Annotated in this window: 9 protein-coding genes; all 9 read left to right on the plus strand. The window is 72.4% G+C overall.

The window, feature by feature from the left end:
* The coding region (locus CEK68_RS11320; protein WP_193314176.1) for a phosphoribosylformylglycinamidine synthase subunit PurQ at positions 1-1,001 on the plus strand (1,001 nt) is incomplete at its 5' end.
* 1,095 nt (positions 1,002-2,096) lie between these two features.
* Positions 2,097-10,316 (plus strand): ESPR-type extended signal peptide-containing protein, encoded by an 8,220-nt coding sequence (locus CEK68_RS11325; protein ID WP_152239425.1) that lies wholly within the window; start codon positions 2,097-2,099, stop codon positions 10,314-10,316.
* A 156-nt stretch (positions 10,317-10,472) separates the two neighbouring features.
* Complete coding sequence (locus CEK68_RS11330) at positions 10,473-12,368, plus strand: S8 family peptidase (protein ID WP_152239426.1); 1,896 nt, start codon at positions 10,473-10,475, stop codon at positions 12,366-12,368.
* 281 nt (positions 12,369-12,649) lie between these two features.
* Positions 12,650-14,380: a type II secretion system ATPase GspE gene (gene gspE, locus CEK68_RS11335; RefSeq protein WP_017908692.1), complete on the plus strand. Its 1,731-nt coding sequence runs from the start codon at positions 12,650-12,652 to the stop codon at positions 14,378-14,380.
* Between the two features lie 133 nt (positions 14,381-14,513).
* Positions 14,514-15,728: a type II secretion system F family protein gene (locus CEK68_RS11340; RefSeq protein ID WP_017908693.1), complete on the plus strand. Its 1,215-nt coding sequence runs from the start codon at positions 14,514-14,516 to the stop codon at positions 15,726-15,728.
* A 675-nt stretch (positions 15,729-16,403) separates the two neighbouring features.
* Positions 16,404-16,841, plus strand: coding sequence for a type II secretion system major pseudopilin GspG (gene gspG / locus CEK68_RS11345; protein WP_026143220.1), 438 nt, complete (start codon positions 16,404-16,406; stop codon positions 16,839-16,841).
* Positions 16,842-16,919: 78 nt separating this feature from the next.
* Complete coding sequence (locus CEK68_RS11350; RefSeq protein ID WP_043082891.1) at positions 16,920-17,369, plus strand: GspH/FimT family pseudopilin; 450 nt, start codon at positions 16,920-16,922, stop codon at positions 17,367-17,369.
* Positions 17,366-17,782, plus strand: a complete 417-nt coding sequence (locus CEK68_RS11355) for a prepilin-type N-terminal cleavage/methylation domain-containing protein (RefSeq protein WP_017913116.1) — start codon at positions 17,366-17,368, stop codon at positions 17,780-17,782. The genes CEK68_RS11350 and CEK68_RS11355 overlap by 4 nt, the downstream gene beginning before the upstream one ends.
* Positions 17,779-18,432, plus strand: a complete 654-nt coding sequence (locus CEK68_RS11360) for a type II secretion system protein J (RefSeq protein ID WP_152239427.1) — start codon at positions 17,779-17,781, stop codon at positions 18,430-18,432. Before CEK68_RS11355 ends, CEK68_RS11360 begins: the two co-directional genes overlap by 4 nt.
* Positions 18,433-18,434 lie beyond the last annotated feature (2 nt).

Genomic DNA, 18,434 nt, shown 5'->3' on the forward strand with positions numbered 1-18,434 from the left:
GCACCGCCGCGGCGGTGCGCGTGGCCCTGGGCGGCAAGACCCTGGCCGAATGGCGTTGGGACGAGTTGTTCGATGCCTGGTGGTCGGTGACCCACGCCATGCAGACGCTGCGCGACAACCCCGACAGCGCCGCCGAGGAGCGCGCGCTGGCGCGCGATTTCGCCGCGCCCGGGCTGAAGCCGAAACTGGCCTTCGACCCGGCCGAGGACGTCGCCGCGCCGTTCGTCGCCAGCGGCCAGCGGCCGAAGGTGGCGATCCTGCGCGAGCAGGGCGTCAACGGCCAGATCGAGATGGCCAATGCGTTCGAGCGCGCCGGCTTCCGCGCCTTCGACGTGCACATGAGCGACCTGATCGCCGGCCGCGTGGACCTGGCCGACTTCGTCGGCCTGGCCGCCTGCGGCGGCTTCAGCTACGGCGACGTGCTCGGTGCCGGCCGCGGCTGGGCCACCTCGATCCTGGAGCGGCCGGCGTTGCGCGATGCCTTCGCCGCGTTCTTCGCGCGTCCGGACACCTTCGCCCTGGGCGTGTGCAACGGCTGCCAGATGCTCAGCCAGCTCAAGGACATCATCCCCGGTGCCGAGCACTGGCCGCGCTTCCTGCGCAACCGCAGCGAGCAGTTCGAGGCGCGCACCAGCCTGCTGGAAGTGGTGGAATCGCCGTCGATCTTCCTGCGCGGCATGGCCGGCTCGCGGATCCCGGTGGCGGTGGCGCACGGCGAAGGCCGCGCCGAGTTCGACACTGCCGTGGACCAGGCCGCCGCGCGGGTGGCGCTGCGCTTCGTCGACGGCCATGGCGCCGTCGCCACGCAGTACCCGCTGAACCCGAACGGCTCGCCCGACGGCATCACCGGCCTGACCAGCGACGACGGCCGGGTGACCATCCTGATGCCGCACCCGGAACGCACCTTGCGCTCGCTCAACCTCAGCTGGCATCCGGCCGAGTGGCCGGACGAGGCGCCGTGGCTGCGCATGTTCCGCAATGCGCGGGTGTGGGTGGGCTGACGCCCGCCCTTGGCGCGCTCGCCGCGATGGTGACGCGCCTGTCTGGTGGGCTGCCGACGGTAACGTGTTCGGCGACCTGATCGCGTCCTGGCGCTGGCCCTTGCCGGCGCGCCGTCGGCAATGCCTGTAGCCGCGATGTTCGGGGCGGCGCTGCCGGCTGCGTTGCTCGGGTCTGTGCCGCGCTACCATCGCTGTGGGATGCAGAATGCACTGCCGGGATTGGTGGCGTGGCGCATGCGCTGAATCGCGCGTCGCAGTGTCCCATGTGGGAGGGACTTCAGTCCCGACGCAGGACCGCATCCAGGCCGGCCGAACTGGCGGTTTGACGGCCGATGCCGTCGATTTCCCGTGTGTCGAGTGGGTTTCCTCGGCGCATCCCGCCTGCATGCGCTGACCGCGCGCGGTCGCGGCTGAAGCCGTTCCTGCAGGATATCGCGGTGCGGTGCGCCTTGCGCGGTGCCGTCATCGCTGCAGCGTGCGTGTGCCTGCGCCATCCGCCACGGCGTGCAAGCGAATGGTGCGTCCTCCCGCGCGTGGTGCTCTTCGCCGTGTAGCGACAGCCCGGCAGCACCCGCCCGTCGTCCGGCACAAGGTCGCTCCGCCGCGCGACCGCTCGCCCCATTTCGCGCAGTCGGCGCCATGCGCAGCCGTCTGGAGCCGTCACCCGGCAGGCCTGGGCGCGCTTTTGCGCCTCTACCACCCGGTTGCGTCAAGTCCTTGACAGGAAACGAAATCGCCCGAAGTGCGGTGTGTCAAGGCTGGCAAGGAATGTGCCGAAAAATTGGCGCGAGTTGGTTGTTTTCATTGATATTTATCGAAAATTTAACGAAATCAGGCTGAATTCGCGGTCTGTGTCACGGCGCGTGTCGCATTAAGTCAAAAACTTGACGTACTCGAGAGGCCGAGTTAACACTCGGGTCAGTTCCGCATTCCACCTCGGTTCATCTACAGCTCCGAGCAGCGACAGGCGTGAGCCTCTCGCGTCCCGCTAAGGGACGTGCGGCACCAAAAAACCGACAGGGGGTCGGCCGGCCGGAACGCCGGGCGAGGGTGGCTTTTTGACCAAAAACCAGCCGAATTGAGGAGCAGTCGTCGATGAATCGGATTTATCGCAAGGTCTGGAACAACGCACTGGGGATGTGGGTCGTGGCATCGGAGTTGGCCAGCGGCGATGCGCGCGGGGCCGTCGTCCGCGACCGCCGCGCCGCACGCGCACACGGCTTGGCCCTGGCCGGCGCGATCGCGCTGGCGCTGGGTGCCGGCGTCCTGCCCACCAGCGCCCACGCGCAGGCCCTGCAGATCGGCGACAACGCCAGCGCCAGCGGCGACTACGCCACCGCGGTCGGTGCCGAGAGCAACGCCAGCGGCGCGCAGAGCACCGCGACCGGCGCGGCCAGCAACGCCAGCGGCGACGGCAGCGTGGCCAGCGGCACTCTCAGCGACGCCAGCGGCGTGGAGGCCAGCGCGCTCGGCTACTACAGCACCGCCAGTGGCGACGGCGCGACCGCGCTCGGCGCCGAGAGCATCGCCTCCGGCGCGGCCAGCGCCGCGGTCGGCGTGGCGGCCGACGCGACCGGCGACTACGCCACCGCGGTCGGCGGCTTCTCCAGCGCCAGCGGCTTCAACAGCACCGCGCTGGGCAACAGCGCGGTCGCGCAGGGCCGCAACAGCGTGGCGCTGGGCGCCGACGCGGTGGCCGACCGCGACGACAGCGTCTCGGTCGGCAAGGCCGGCGGCGAGCGCCAGATCACCCACGTGGCCGCCGGCACCGAGGCCACCGATGCGGTCAACGTGGCCCAGCTCGACGCGGTCAGGCAGACCGCCGACACCACCGCCAAGTATTTCCAGTCCAGCGGCAGCGACGCCAGCGATGCCGGCGCCTACGTCGAGGGCGCCAATGCGATCGCCGCCGGCGAAGGCGCCAACGCCATCGGCAACGGCGCCAGCGCACTGGGCAGCGGCGCCACCACGCTCGGCGGCAACGCCACCGCGGTCGGCAGCAACGCCACCGCCGTCGGCGCCTCGGCAACGGCGGTCGGCGGCGCGTTGTCGATCGTCGACGAGAACGGCGAGGTGTTGCTGGAAGGCACCACCACCGCGGCCGAGCAGGGCGCCAGCGCGTTCGGCGCTGGCGCGCAGGCCAATGGCGCGTTCTCCACCGCACTGGGCACGGCGGCACGCGCCGACGGCCTGCAGAGCACCGCCACCGGCTTCTCCGCCGTCGCCACCGGGCTGGCCGCGACCGCCAACGGCGGCTTCAGCCAGGCCGGCGGCGATTTCGCTTCCGCGGTCGGCTACGGCGCCAACGCCAGCGGCGGCAATGCCGTGGCGCTGGGTTATTCGAGCCTGGCCAGCGGGGCGTCCAGCACCGCGGTCGGCGGCAGCGTGCTCGGCCTGTTCACCACCGAGGCGCAGGGCGAGGGCGGCAGCGCATTCGGCGCCGGCGCCTGGGCCAATGGGGACTTCTCCACCTCGGTCGGCTGGCTCAGTTCGGCCGATGGCGCCTCCAGCGCCGCGTTCGGCGCCGCGTCGTGGGCGCAGGCCGACGATTCCACCGCGCTGGGCTATGGCGCCAAGGCCGCGGCCAGCGGCAGCGTCGCGCTCGGCCAGGGATCGGTCGCCGATCGCGCCGACACGGTGTCGGTGGGCAGTGCCGGCAAGGAGCGGCAGATCGCCAACGTCGCCGCCGGCACCGAAGGCACCGATGCGGTGAACCTGGACCAGCTCGACGCGGTCAAGCAGGTGGCCGACGGCACCGCGCGGCTGTTCGCCGGCAGCGGCGACGGCACCGCGCTGGCGCAGGGCCAGCAGGCCACCGCCGCCGGCGCCGATGCGCTGGCCGATGGCGACTACACCACCGCCGTGGGGTCCACCAGCACCGCCGCCGGCCTCGGCGCCTCGGCGCTGGGCAGCGGCGCGGTCGCCAGCGGCGCCCACGCCAGTGCGGTCGGTACCGATGCCACGGCGGTCGGCACCTCGGCCACGGCCATCGGCAGCACCGCGACGGTGTACGAGTACGACGAGAACGGCTTCATCGTCGGCAGCCGCGAGCAGACCACCCAGGCCCTGGGCGTGGCCGCCACCGCGGTCGGCGGCGGCGCGCAGGCGCTGGATCCGCTGACCACCGCGGTCGGCACCGGCACCTCGGCCGGCGGTGTGCAGAGCACCGCGCTGGGCTACCACGCGCAGACCTTCAAGGATGGCGCCACCGCGGTCGGCGGCCTGTCCGAAGTGGCCGGCGACCTGGGCACGGCGGTGGGCTACAGCGCTCGCGCCGCAGGCGACTACGCCACCGCGATGGGCATCGGCGCGCGCGCCACCGCCACCAGTGCGGTGGCGATGGGCATGAACGCACTCGCCAGCGGCACCGACAGCGTCGCCGTGGGCGGCGTCAGCACCGCCGCGGCCAGCGCCGGCAACAGCGTGGGCATCGCCGCCGCCACCGGCGTCGGCGGCATCGCGCTGGGCGCCGGCGCGCAGAGCCAGTCCGACTACGCGATCGCGCTGGGCTACAACGCCAACGTGTTCCCGAACCTGCCGGGCAACGTCGATTCGGTCGCCATCGGCCACAGCGCCGGTTCGTTCGCGCCGCGCACGGTGTCGCTGGGCAGCTATGCGCTGGCCGCCGGCGACAGCGGCATCGCGCTGGGCTACAAGGCCACCGCCTGGAACCCCGACAGCGTCGCGCTGGGCGCACGTGCGGTGACGTCGATCTACAACAACAACGGCACCGCGCTCGGCACCGACAGCGAGGCCAACGGCAGCGATGCCACCGCGATCGGCTACGGCGCGCGGGTCAGCACCTGGCTGGACGATGCGCGCAACCAGGCGCCGACCAATGCGGTCGCGCTCGGCGCGCATTCCTACGCCGCGCGCGACAACAGCGTGTCGGTCGGCGATGTCGGCAACGGCCTGACCCGGCAGATCACCAGCGTCGCCGCCGGCACCGAAGCCACCGACGCGGTCAACGTGGCGCAGTTGCAGGAGGCCGGCAAGTACCTGCAGGCCAGTGCCGGCAACAGCGATGCCGGCGCCTACGTCGAAGGCGACGACGCGCTCGCGGCCGGCGAGGCCGCCAATGCCATCGGCAACGGCAGCACCGCGCTCGGCGCCGGCGCCGATGCGCTCAACAGCGGGGCGACCGCAGTCGGCAGCGGCGCGGTGGCCGCCGGGCAGAACAGCGCCGCCTTCGGCACCAACGCGCAGGCCACCGGGCCGGCGGCGGTGGCGGTCGGCGGGGTGGCGGTGGACGCCAACGGCGAGCCGCTGATCACCAAGAGCGGCGTGGCGGTGGATACCGGCGCCACCAGCGCCGGGGTCGGCGGCACCGCACTGGGCGCCAGCGCCGATGCCAGCGGTTTCGCCGCCTCGGCGGTGGGCGTGGGTGCCTACGCCGGCGGTGCGCAGGCGTCGGCCTTCGGCGCGGTGGCCAACGCCACCGGCGACTACGCCACGGCGGTCGGCACGCAGAGCGTGGCCACCGGCACCAGCAGCGTCGCGGTCGGCGGTCCGGCCGACCTGATTCCGGGGCTGGGCCTGTTCGTACAGACCCAGGCCAGCGGCGCCAATGCCGCCGCGTTCGGCGCCGGCGCGATCGCCTCGGGCGACGAGTCCACCGCCAGCGGCAGCATGACCGAGGCCTCGGGTCTGCAGAGCACCGCGCTGGGCTACTTCGCCTATGCACCGGGCGACCATGCCAGCGCGCTGGGCGCGCAGTCCTGGGCCAGCGGCGCCAACAGCACCGCGCTCGGCTACTACAGCACCGCGTTCGCGGCCGACAGCGTGGCGCTGGGCGCCAACGCGGTGGCGCGCCGGGCCAACACGGTCTCGGTCGGCGATGCCGGCAGCGAGCGGCAGGTCGTCAACGTCGCTGCGGGCACGCAGTCCACCGATGCGGTCAACCTCGCGCAACTGGATGCGGTGCGCGCCACCGCCGAAAGCACTTCCAAGTTCTTCGCCCACAGCGGCGGCGGCACGGTCGGCGCCTATGCCGACGGCGCCGGCGCGCTGGCCGCCGGCGATGCGGCCAATGCCTACGGCAGCGGCGCGGCGGCGTTCGGCAGCGGCGCGGCGGCGATGGGCGATGACGCGGTGGCGCTGGGCAACGGCAGCACGGCCGGCGGCACCGGCGGCACCGCCATCGGCGGCCGCGGCCAGGCCTACGACCAGTACAACCAGCCGATCGTCGATGCCGACGGCAAGGCGGTGCTGGTCGGTGCCAATGCCGGCGAGAACGCCACCGCGCTCGGCGCGGGCGCGCAGGCGACGGGCAGCGTCGCCACCGCCACCGGCTACGGTGCGCAGGCCACCGGCGACCACAGCACCGCCGGCGGCTACAAGGCGCGTGCGACCGGCAACTACAGCCTGGCGCAGGGCGACAACGCCTGGGCCAGCGGCGAGGACGCCAGTGCGGTCGGCGCCTATGCCTGGGCGACGGCCGATGGCGCGTCGGCGTTCGGCACCTCGGCCTGGGCCACCGGCACCAATGCCTCGGCGTTCGGTACCGGGGCGTGGGCCAGCGGCAGCGGCGCCACTTCGATCGGCTTCAACAGCTGGGCGCCGGGGCTGAGCGCCACCGCGGTCGGTCGCGGCGCGTTCGGCTACGGCAACTACAGCGTAGCGATGGGCTTCCAGGCGCTGGGCAACCAGGTCAACACCATCGCCATCGGCACCAACACCGTGGCCGACGCGGAAAGCGCGATCAGCATCGGTGCCGGCAGCGAGGCCACCGCCGCCAATGCGGTGGCGCTGGGTGCCGGGGCGGTCGCCGACCGCGCCTACAGCGTGTCGGTGGGCAGCGTCGGGCAGGAGCGGCAGATCACCAACGTCGCTGCCGGCACCGAGGCCACCGATGCGGTCAATGTCGCGCAGCTGGATGCGGTGAAGCAGGCGGCGGCGGCCACCAGCAAGTATTTCCAGGCCAGCGGCAGTGCCGACAGCGATGCCGGCGCTCTGGTCGACGGCGACAACGCGCTGGCGGCCGGCGAGGCGGCCAACGCCACCGCCGACGGTGCCACTGCGCTCGGCGGCGGCGCCAATGCCGTGGCCGCCGGGGCGACCGCGATCGGCTTCAACGCCGTGTCCAGCGGCGTCGATGCGGTTGCGCTGGGCAACGCCAGCCAGGCGTCGGGCGAGAACAGCATCGCCATCGGCAGCAACGCCCAGGCCAGCGAGATCGGCGCCACCGCCAGCGGTGCCGGCGCGCAGGCCAGCGGCACCTATGCCACCGCCACCGGCAACGAAGCGGTGGCCTCGGACAACCAGGCCACGGCCACCGGCTTCCGCAGCGCGGCCTCGGGCATCGGCGCCACCGCCCTGGGCGGCTACAGCGAGGCCACCGGCTATCTGTCCTCGGCGCTGGGTTACGGCGCACTCGCCTCGGGCAGCTACGGCACCGCGGTCGGCGTGTCCTCCACCGCATCCGGCAGCAGCAGCGTGGCGGTGGGCGAGTACAGCGTGGCCTCCGGCGAGGAGAGCGTGGCGGTCGGCGGTACCTCGTTCTTCGGCCTGATCCCGGCCGAAGCCTCGGGCGCCAACAGCGCCGCGTTCGGTGCGGGCGCCGGCGCCACCGCCGACTTCAGCAGCGCGCTCGGCAGCCTCAGCTACGCCAGCGCCGACAGCGCCAGTGCGTTCGGCTACGGCGCCTATGCATCCGGCGTCAACAGCGTGGCCCTGGGTGCGAACTCCGAGGCGGCGCGCGACAACACCGTCTCGGTGGGCAGCGCCGGCAAGGAGCGGCAGATCACCAGCGTCGCCGCCGGTACCGAGGCCACCGATGCGGTCAACGTCGCGCAACTGAACGAGGTGAAGCAGTCCGCCGACGCCACCGGCAAGCAGTTCAAGGCCAGCGGCGGCAGCGATCCGGCCGACGATGTCGGCAGCTACGTGGAGGGCAATTACGCCACCGCGGCCGGCGAGGCCAGCAACGCCTACGGCACCGGTGCCTCGGCCTTCGGCAGCGGCGCGCTCGCGGGTGCCCGCTACGCCACCGCGTCCGGCTACAACGCCACCGCCACCGGCGAATCCAGCACCGCGATCGGCGGCTCGCTGTACTACACCGACGCGTCCGGCAACGTGCTGCTCGACGGCACCACCACCGCCAGCGCCGCCGGCGCCACCGCGCTGGGCGCGGGTGCGCAGGCCAGCGGCACGTTCAGCAGCGCCAGTGGCGCCGGTGCCGTCGCCAGCGGCCTGCAGGCCACGGCCGACGGCTACAAGGCCAACGCCGGCAGCGACTACAGCACCGCGGTCGGCGCCTTCAGCGCCGCCAGCGGCACTCGCACCAGCGCGTTCGGTTACGGCGCGGCGGCGGCGGGCAACTACGCCTCGGCGCTGGGCTGGGGCAGCACCGCCTCCGGCGCCTATGCCGCGGCGCTGGGTTACAGCGCTCGCGCCACCGGCGAGGATGCGACCGCGCTCGGCGCCTCGGCTTGGGCCACGGCGGCGCAGACCACCTCGGTCGGCCAGTTCGCCTGGGCTACGGCGCAAGGCGGCACCGCGATCGGCCAGAACGCCTTCGCCTACGGTGGCACCAACGCCACCGCGCTGGGCATCAACGCCTCGGCCAGCGGCGCCGGCAGCGTCGCCCTGGGCTCGGGCGCGCGCACCAGCGAAGCCAACGTGGTGTCGGTGGGCGGCGGCAACGGCGTCACCGCGCCGGCCACGCGCCGCATCACCAACGTCGGCGCGGCGGTCAACGCCACCGATGCGGTGAACAAGGCGCAGCTGGACGCGGTGGCTACCGCGGCCGGCGACACCAGCGCGCGCTTCCAGAGCTCCGGTACCGCGGTGGCCAGCGCCAGCGGCGTGGACAGCACCGCGGCCGGTGCCGGCGCCACCGCCAGCGGCCTGCGCAGTTCCGCGCTGGGCGTGGGCAGCGTCGCGGCCGGCGCCGGTGCCACCGCCACCGGTGCCGGCAGCTCGGCGACCGGTGCGCGCAGCACCGCGATCGGCCTGCAGACCAACGCGATCGGCGAGAACGGCGTGGCGATGGGCTACAACAGCTTCGTCCGCAACAGCGGCAGCAACGGCGTCGCGCTCGGCGCCAATGCCGGCGTCTCGGCGGACAACGCGGTGGCGCTCGGTGCCGGTTCGCGGGTGTACGAGGCCGACACCGTGTCGCTGGGCAGCGGCAACGGCCGTGGCGGCCCGGCGACCCGACGCATCGTCAACCTGACCGCCGGCAGCGTCGCCGCCGGCAGCACCGACGCGATCAACGGCGGCCAGCTGTACCAGTCGCTGAGCAACATGGCCACGTTCCTGGGTGGCGGTGCCGGACTCGGCGCGCAGGGCCTGTTCGTGGCGCCCACGTACGTGATCCAGGGCGCCAGCTACAACAACGTCGGCGCGGCACTGGCGGCGCTGGACGGCAAGGTCAGCGAACTGGATGCGCGCACCGGCGGCAGCGGCACCGCGGCACGCAGCGCGCGCATGGTCGGCACCAGTGCGGTGGCCGCACAGGCCACCGAAGCGGAGCCTGCGGCGTCGGCCGCGACCGCTGCAACCGCGGCGGCGACGCCGGTGTCCGGCAGCATCGGCACCGCGCAGGTCGGCGAAAGCACGGCGGTCGCCTCCAGCGCCACGGCGGTGGGGACCGCCGCGCGCGCCAACGACGTCACCGGCACCGCCATCGGTGGCAGCGCCTACGCGCACGGCCCCAACGACACCGCGATCGGCAGCAACGCCAAGGTGAATGCCGACGGCAGCACCGCGGTGGGCGCCAACAGCCACATCGCGGCGGTGGCGACCAACGCGGTGGCGATGGGCGAGGGCGCCAGCGTCAGCGCGGCTTCGGGTACCGCGCTCGGCCAGGGCGCCAGCGCCACTGCGCAGGGGGCGGTCGCCCTGGGGCAGGGGTCGGTGGCCGATCGTGCGCAGACGGTCTCCATCGGCAGCGCCGGCAACGAGCGCCAGCTCGCCAACGTCGCCGCCGGCACCCAGGCCACCGATGCGGTCAACAAGAGCCAGCTCGACAACGGCGTGGCTACGGCCAAGTCGTACACCGATGCGCGCTTCGGCACCATGGCCGACAGCTTCGAGGTGCTGCGCGGCGACGTCGATGCGCGGTTGCGCGACCAGGACCGCCGCATCGACCGCCAGGGCGCGATGAGCGCGGCCATGCTCAACATGGCCACCAGCGCCGCCGGCATCCGCACCCAGAACCGGGTCGGTGCCGGCATCGGCTTCCAGAACGGCGAGTCGGCGCTGTCGGTGGGCTACCAGCGCGCCTTCAGCGACCGCGCCACGGTGACCATCGGCGGTGCCTTCAGCAGCGACGACAGCTCCATCGGCATCGGTGCCGGTTTCGGCTGGTGATCCATCGCGGACGGCGGCGCGTGCCGCCGTCCGCCACGCAATGGCCTGAGGGGGCAGACCACAGGACCTTGGCTGGGCCGGCCAACGGATTCGGTAGAGGGAGTTTTACGGCCGCAACTGTCGCCTGATCCACGAAACTTTGAAGAGGACGTCAACGTGATCGACAAGCAAAACCTTCGTATCAATGCCATCGCCGCCGCCATGCTGGCGATGTCGCTGGGAGCCTCGAGCGCGATCGCGGCCAGCGCCTCGGCGCCGCTGCCGGTCAAGGAACCGGGCAGGTCCGCGCCGGCCGATGCGGTGACCTCCAACCGCATCCTGGTGCGCTACAACGCCGGCACCGCCGCGGCCAGCGACCGCAGCGCCAAGCTGTCGACGGTGCAGTCGGCGGTGGGCCGTGCCAGCCTCGGCGGCAGCAACGGCATTTCGCGCGCGGCCGCGGCCAGCGTGCGCGCCGAGTATGTGCGGACCCTGGGCATCGGCGCGGACCTGATCCGCCTGACCGGCAAGCTGAGCAAGGCCGACCTGGACAAGGTGGTGGCGGAGATCGCCGCCGACCCGACGGTGAAGTACGCGCAGGTCGACGCCAAGCTGCGGCCGGTCGACGTGCTGCGGGCCAAGACGCAGGTGCAGCCGCAGCTTGTGCCCAACGATCCGCTGTACGCGCAGTACCAGTGGCACTACAGCAACGCCACCGGCGGCATCAACCTGCCGGCCGCGTGGGACGTGTCCAAGGGCGACGGTGTCGTCGTCGCGGTGCTCGATACCGGTATCCTGCCGAATCACCCGGACGTGGCGGTGAACCTGCTGCAGGGCTACGACTTCATCTCCGACAAGGAGGTCTCGCGGCGTCCGACCGACGCCCGCGCGCCGGGCGCGCTGGACTACGGCGACTGGGTCGAGAACGACAACGAGTGCTACGCCGGCTCGGTGGCCGAGGACAGCTCCTGGCACGGCAGCCATGTCGCCGGCACCGTCGCCGAAGCCACCAACAACGGCGTCGGCATGGCCGGCGTGGCGCCCAACGCCACCGTGCTGCCGGTGCGCGTGCTCGGCAAGTGCGGCGGCTACACCTCCGACATCGCCGACGCCATCGTCTGGGCCTCGGGCGGTACCGTGTCCGGCGTGCCGGCCAACCAGAACCCGGCCGAGATCATCAACATGAGCCTGGGCGGCGGCGGTGCCTGCGACAGCGCCACCCAGGACGCGATCAACGGCGCGGTGGCGCGTGGCACCACCGTGGTGGTAGCGGCCGGCAACGACACCGCCAATGCCGCCAACTTCAGCCCGGCCAGCTGCGACAACGTGATCGCGGTCGGCGCCACCCGCATCACCGGTGGCATCACCTACTACTCCAACTTCGGCGCCAAGGTGGACCTGTCCGGTCCGGGCGGCGGCGGCAGCGTCGACGGCAACCCGGGCGGCTACATCTGGCAGAACGGCTACAGCGGCGCGACCACGCCGACCTCCGGCAACTACACCTACATGGGCCTGGGCGGCACCTCGATGGCCTCGCCGCACGTGGCCGCGGTGGCCGCGCTGGTGCAGAGCGCGCTGATCGCCGCGGGCAAGGCGCCGCTGACCCCGGCGGCGTTGGAGACGCTGCTCAAGCAGACCGCGCGTCCGTTCCCGGTGTCGATCCCGTCCAGCACCCCGATCGGCACCGGCATCGTCGACGCCAAGGCCGCCCTGGCCAAGGCGCTGGAAGAGCCATGCGATCCGGCCACCGAGCAGTGCGCGCCGCCGGCGACCGCGCTGACCAACAAGGTGGCGGTGGCGGGCCTGGCCGGTGCCGCGGGCAACGAGGCGCTGTACAGCTTCGAGGCCAAGGCCGGTGCGGTGCTGAGCTTCCTCACCTACGGCGGCAGCGGCAATGTGTCGCTGTATGTGAGCTTCGGCAAGGAGCCGGGCACCGGCAACGCCGACGCCAAGTCGACCCGTCCGGGCAACAACGAGACGGTGCGCTTCACCGCGCCGCAGGCCGGCACCTACTACATCAAGCTGGTCGGCGAGAGCACCTACAACGGCGTCAGCCTGGTCGCGCGCCAGTAAGCGTACGCGGCGCAGGGAAGCGCCATGCGGTTCCAGGAAACCCGGCTCCGGCCGGGTTTCCTGCGTCTGGGGGCAGCGCCGTGTCCGCCTGCTCCGCGACCGCTGCAGCGCGCAACGCAACTGCCCACAATGTCCTGCCAGGATGTCAGGCCGATGACCATGGCGGACCTGCCGGTGCCGGTCCGTTGGCCGCCCGGTAGACAGCGGCGGGGGAGTGCGCCGGATTCGGCGTCGGGTCATGCCGAACTGCTAAAGTCGCACGGTCATCTGGGAGGGATCGCGTGAATGCGCTCGTGAAGGACACTGCCGTCGCCGTGGAGACGCCCGAAACCCGCATCATCGCGGCGTTGCTGGCCAAGGGCCGGCTCAAGGACGGCGACCTGGCGCGCGCGCGGCAATTGCAGCGCGAGTCCGGCGGCAGCCTGCTGGCGCTGCTGGCGCGCCTGGGCCTGGTCTCCGAGCGCGACCATGCCGAGCTCAGCGCCGAAGTCCTGGGCCTGCCCCTGCTCGACGCCAAGCAGCTGCCGGCCACCGCGCCGGAGAGCCTGCCCGAGGCGCAGCCACTGTCGCTGCGCTTCCTCAAGCAGTTCCATGTGTGTCCGCTCGGCGAGCGCGACGGCGTGCTGGAACTGTGGATGGCCGATCCGCACGACGCGTACGCCGCCGACGCGGTGCGCTTGGCCACCGGCCTGCAGGTGCTGCCGCGGGTCGGCCTGCGCTCGGAGATCGACGACCTGATCGAGCGCTGGTTCGGCCAGGGTCGCAGCGCGATGGGTGCGATCGTGGAAACCGCCGACGGCGACAGCGTCGCCGCCGACGACATCGAGCACCTGCGCGACCTGGCGTCCGAGGCGCCGGTGATCCGCCTGGTCAACCTGGTGATCCAGCGCGCGGTGGAACTGCGCGCCTCGGACATCCATATCGAGCCGTTCGAGAGCCGGCTGAAGGTGCGCTACCGCGTCGACGGCGTGCTGATCGACGGCGAGAGCCCGCCGGCCAACCTGACCGCGGCGGTGATCAGCCGCGTCAAGATCATGGCCAAGCTCAACATCGCCGAGCGCCGCCTGCCGCAGGACGGCCGCATCATGCTGCGGGTGCAGGGCAAGGAACTGGACCTGCGCGTGAGCACCGTGCCCACCGCGCACGGCGAGAGCGTGGTGATGCGCCTGCTCGACCGCGAGACCGTGGTGTTCGACTTCCACCGGCTCGGCTTCACCGACGCGTTCCTGCCGCAGTTCCGCAAGGTGCTGGAGCAGCCGCACGGCATCCTGCTGGTCACCGGCCCTACCGGCTCGGGCAAGACCACCACGCTGTACACCGCGCTGAGCCAGCTCAACACCGCCGACGTCAAGATCATCACCGTCGAGGATCCGGTCGAGTACCAGATCGAGGGCATCAACCAGATCCAGGCCAAGCCGCAGATCGGCCTGGACTTTTCGCACGCGCTGCGCAGCATCGTGCGCCAGGACCCGGACATCATCATGATCGGCGAAATGCGCGACCTGGAGACGGCGCGCATCGCCATCCAGTCCGCGCTGACCGGCCACCTGGTGCTGTCGACCCTGCACACCAACAACGCCGCCGGCGGCATCACCCGCCTGCTCGACATGGGTGTGGAGGACTACCTGCTGACCTCCACCATCAACGGCATCCTGGCCCAGCGCCTGGTGCGGCGGCTGGAGCCGACCCATGCCGAGCGCTATGCGGCCTCGCCGGAGGAGATCGAGAAGTTCGAACTGCGCCGGCTGCAGCCGGAAGGCGAGATCTTCCTGTACCGCCCGCGGCCCTCGGCGATCGCGCCGACCGGCTATGTCGGCCGCACCACCATCATGGAATTCCTGGTGATGAACGACGTGCTGCGGCGCGCGGTGATGCGCCACGCCGGCATGGGCGAGATCGAGCAACTGGCGCGTGAGGCCGGCATGCGCACCATGTACGAGGACGGCTTGGCCAAGGCGCTCAGCGGCCAGACCACGATCGAGGAAGTGCTGCGCGTGACGGAGGAAACCTGATGCGCGCGATCTGCGCTCCGGTGGTGACGACGTGTCGCTGCGCCGTGCGCCGGCGGTCCGCGCTCGGGAACGTATGGACCGCGCACGACGCGCGTTCCCATTCCCGATTCCCCATTCCCCACTCCCAGCCCTGATGCCCCTGTACCGCTACAAGGCCCTGGACTCGCATGGCGAGGTCCTGGAAGGGCAGATGGAAGCCGCCAGCGAGGCGGAGGTGGCGCTGCGCCTGCAGGAGCAGGGGCACATGCCGATGCAGGCCCGGCTCGCCGCCGAGGGCGGCGGCACCTCGCTGCGCGGGTTGTTCCGGCCCAAGCCGTTCGACGGCGCGGCGCTGGTGCAGTTCACCCAGCAGCTGGCGACCCTGCTCGGCGCCGGCCAGCCGCTGGATCGCGCGCTGTCGATCCTGCTCGAGCTGCCCGAGGACGAACGTTCCAAGCGCACCGTCGGCGACATCCGCGACGCGGTGCGCGGCGGCGCGCCGCTGTCCACCGCGCTGGAGCGCCAGCACGGGCTGTTCTCGCGCCTGTACATCAACATGGTGCGCGCCGGCGAGGCCGGCGGCAGCCTGCACGACACCCTGCAGCGCCTGGCCGAGTACCTGGAGCGCAGCCGCGAACTGCGCGGGCGGGTGATCAACGCGCTGATCTATCCGGCGATCCTGGTCAGCGTGGTCGGCTGCGCGCTGCTGTTCCTGCTCGGCTACGTAGTGCCGCAGTTCGCGCAGATGTACGAGAGCCTGGACGTGGCCCTGCCGTGGTTCACCCAGGCGGTGCTGAGCGTGGGCCTGTTCGTGCGCGACTGGTGGATCGTGCTGCTGGTGGTGCCGGGCGTGACCATCCTGGCGGTGGACCGCAAGCGCCGCGACCCCGCATTCCGTGCCAGCTTCGACGCCTGGCTGCTGCGCCAGCGCTTCGTCGGCGTGCTGATTTCGCGGCTGGAGACCGCGCGCCTGACCCGCACCCTCGGCACGTTGCTGCGCAACGGCGTGCCGTTGCTGGCGGCGCTGGGCATCTCCCGCAACGTGCTGTCGAACCTGGCGCTGACCGCCGACGTCGGCGCCGCCGCCGACGACGTCAAGAACGGCCATGGGCTGTCGGCATCGCTGTCCAAGGGCAAGCGCTTCCCGCGCCTGGCGCTGCAGATGATCCAGGTCGGCGAGGAATCGGGCGCGCTCGACATCATGCTGCTGAAGACCGCCGACACCTTCGAACAGGAAACCGCCCAGGCCATCGACCGCCTGCTGGCGGCGATGGTGCCGGCGATCACCCTGGTCCTGGCCTCGGTGGTCGGCCTGGTGATCATCTCCGTCCTCGTCCCCCTCTACGACCTCACCAATGCGATTGGGTGAGGCCATGCGCTTGCGAACCGCAGGTTCGCGCATGGCCGAACGCCCGGCCATGGATGCCCGGGCCGGTCTATCCGGAGCCGGCGATGTGACGCCATGGACGGCAGCGGCCTTGCCTGCTGCGTCTGCGCGGCGCGCCATGGCGCATGTGGCGCCGAACGCCCGGCCAGGGATGGCCGGGCCGGTGATTCCGGCGCTCGCGATGCCGCGCCATGGACGGCTGCGCAGTCATCTGGCGCAGCGGACGAGCGGATCGAAGGAGGCCATACGCTTGCGAACCGCAGGTTCGCGCATGGCCGAACGCCCGGCCATGGATGGCCGGGCCGGTCTCTCCGGCGCCGGCAATGCGACGCCATGGACGGCAGCAGCCTTGCCTGCTGCGTCCGCGCGGCGCGCCATGGCGCATGTGGCGCCGAACGCCCGCCCTCGGTCGGGCCTCGGGCGACTGCCGCGGAGTGTGACGCCGCGCGGTCCCGGCCGGGAACCTTCCGCCGCCGCCCCTGTCCCATTGCCAGCGGCGCCGCGCGCGCCGGCCGTGGCCGTGCGTGCGCGCGGCGCGGATCCTCCACCGCCCGGTGTGACGGCGTGCGTGACGCGCCGCTGTACCGCCGGCCGCCGCCGGCTGCCATCGTCACTGTGTTCGGCTACATAGGTCTTCCACCGCAAGGATCCGATGCAATGCGCACTCTTCGCCGCTCTCTGACCCGTTCCCCGTCCGCCGCACGTCAGGCGGGCATGAGCCTGCTGGAAATCATCATCGTCATCGTGCTGATCGGCGCGGTGCTGACCCTAGTCGGCAGCCGCGTGCTCGGCGGCGCCGACCGTGGCAAGGCCAACCTGGCCAAGTCGCAGATCCAGACCCTGGCCGGCAAGGTCGACAACTACCAGCTCGACACCGGCAAGCTGCCGTCCAAGCTCGACGACCTGGTCACCGCGCCGGGCGGCGTCAGCGGCTGGCTCGGTCCGTACGCCAAGCCCGCCGAACTGAACGACCCCTGGGGCCATCCGATCGAATACAAGGTGCCCGGCGAAGGCCGGCCGTTCGACCTGATCAGCCTGGGCAAGGACGGCCAGCCCGGCGGCAGCAGTTACGACGCCGACATCAAGTACGAGTGATCCGGCGCCGTGATCCGGGCCCCTGCCGGCGCGCTGCGCTTCGGCGTGCCGGCGTGCGCGCCGGCTGCGCGTGCGCGCATGCGCGGCGTGTCGCTGCTGGAGATGCTGCTGGTGGTGGGCCTGATCGCGATCGCCGCGCTGCTGGCGGCCTCGGTGCTGACCGGCGGCATCGACGGCATGCGCCTGCGCTCGGCGGCCAAGGAGATCGCCTCGCAACTGCGCTACACCCGCGCCCAGGCGATCGCCAGCGGCCAGCCGCAGCGGTTCCTGATCGATCCGCAGGCGCACCGCTGGCAGGCGCCCAACGGCCGCCACGGCGAGATCCCGCCGTCGCTGACGATCCGCTTCACCGGTGCGCGCCAGGCGCAGCGCCGCGACGGCGAGGGCGCGATCCAGTTCTTCGAGGACGGCGCCTCCACTGGCGGGCGCATCGACCTGCAGGCGCGCCAGGCGCGCTGGCGCGTCGACGTGACCTGGCTGACCGGCGAGGTCACGGTCGGGCGCGCACCGGACCAGGCGGGCCCATGAACCGCCAGCGCGGCTACACCTTGATCGAGGTGATCGTGGCGTTCGCGCTGCTGGCGCTGGCGCTGACCCTGCTGCTGGGCTCGCTGTCCGGCGCCGCACGCCAGGTGCAGCGTGCCGACCAGTTGAGCCGCGCCACCCTGTACGCGCAGTCGCTGCTGGCGGCGCAGGGCGTGGAGCAGCCGCTGCAGCCGGGACGCAGCCAGGGCACGCTGGATCAGGGTCGCTACCGCTGGACCCTGGACGTGGCGCCCTACGCCGACCCGCGGCGGCCGCCCGATGCCGCGGTGACGCCCGGCGCGCCGACCTTGCTGCAATTGACCCTGCAGGTGCGCTGGGGCGATACGCCGGCGCAGGCGCTGCAGTGGAAGACCCTGCGCCTGGTCGCCCCGCAAGGCAACGGGGTGCCGCAATGATCACGCGCGCGCCGCCGCGCGCCGCCGCGCGCGGCTTCACCCTGATCGAGGTGCTGCTGGCCACGGTGCTGCTGGTCGGCGGCCTGACCCTTGCCTTCGCCACGCTGCGCTCGGCGATGGCGATCAGCGGCCGCGGCGAGGCGATCGCCGGACGCAGTGAACGCATGCGCGCGGTCGAGGGCTTCCTGCGCCGGCGCCTGAGCGGCGCGCAATCGCTGCCGCTGGATATCGACACGCACACCCTGCAGCCGGTGCGTTTCGTCGGCGAACCGCAGCGCATGCAGTTCGTGGCCGATCTGCCCGAGTACCTCGGCCGCGGTGGCCCCTACCTGCACGACCTGCGGGTCAGCGGCGAGGGCGACCATCGGCAACTGGCGATCGCGCTGGTGCAGGTGCAGGCCGGCAAGCAACTCGCCGAGACCCCGCCGCGCCCGCCCGAGCCGCTGGCGCGCGACCTGCGCGAGGTGCGCTTCCGCTACCGCGGCCTGGACCCGGAGCGCGGCACCATCGGCCCCTGGCAGGAGCGCTGGGAGCGCACCGACATGCTGCCGCTGCTGGTCTCGATCGAGTTGCGCAGCGGCGACGGCACGGCGTGGCCGCCGCTGGTGGTGGCGCTGCGCCAGGCCGGTGGCGCGGAGATGCGGCAATGAGC

This window comes from Xanthomonas sp. LMG 12461 (assembly GCF_009192935.1).
GTDB lineage: Bacteria > Pseudomonadota > Gammaproteobacteria > Xanthomonadales > Xanthomonadaceae > Xanthomonas_A > Xanthomonas_A sontii.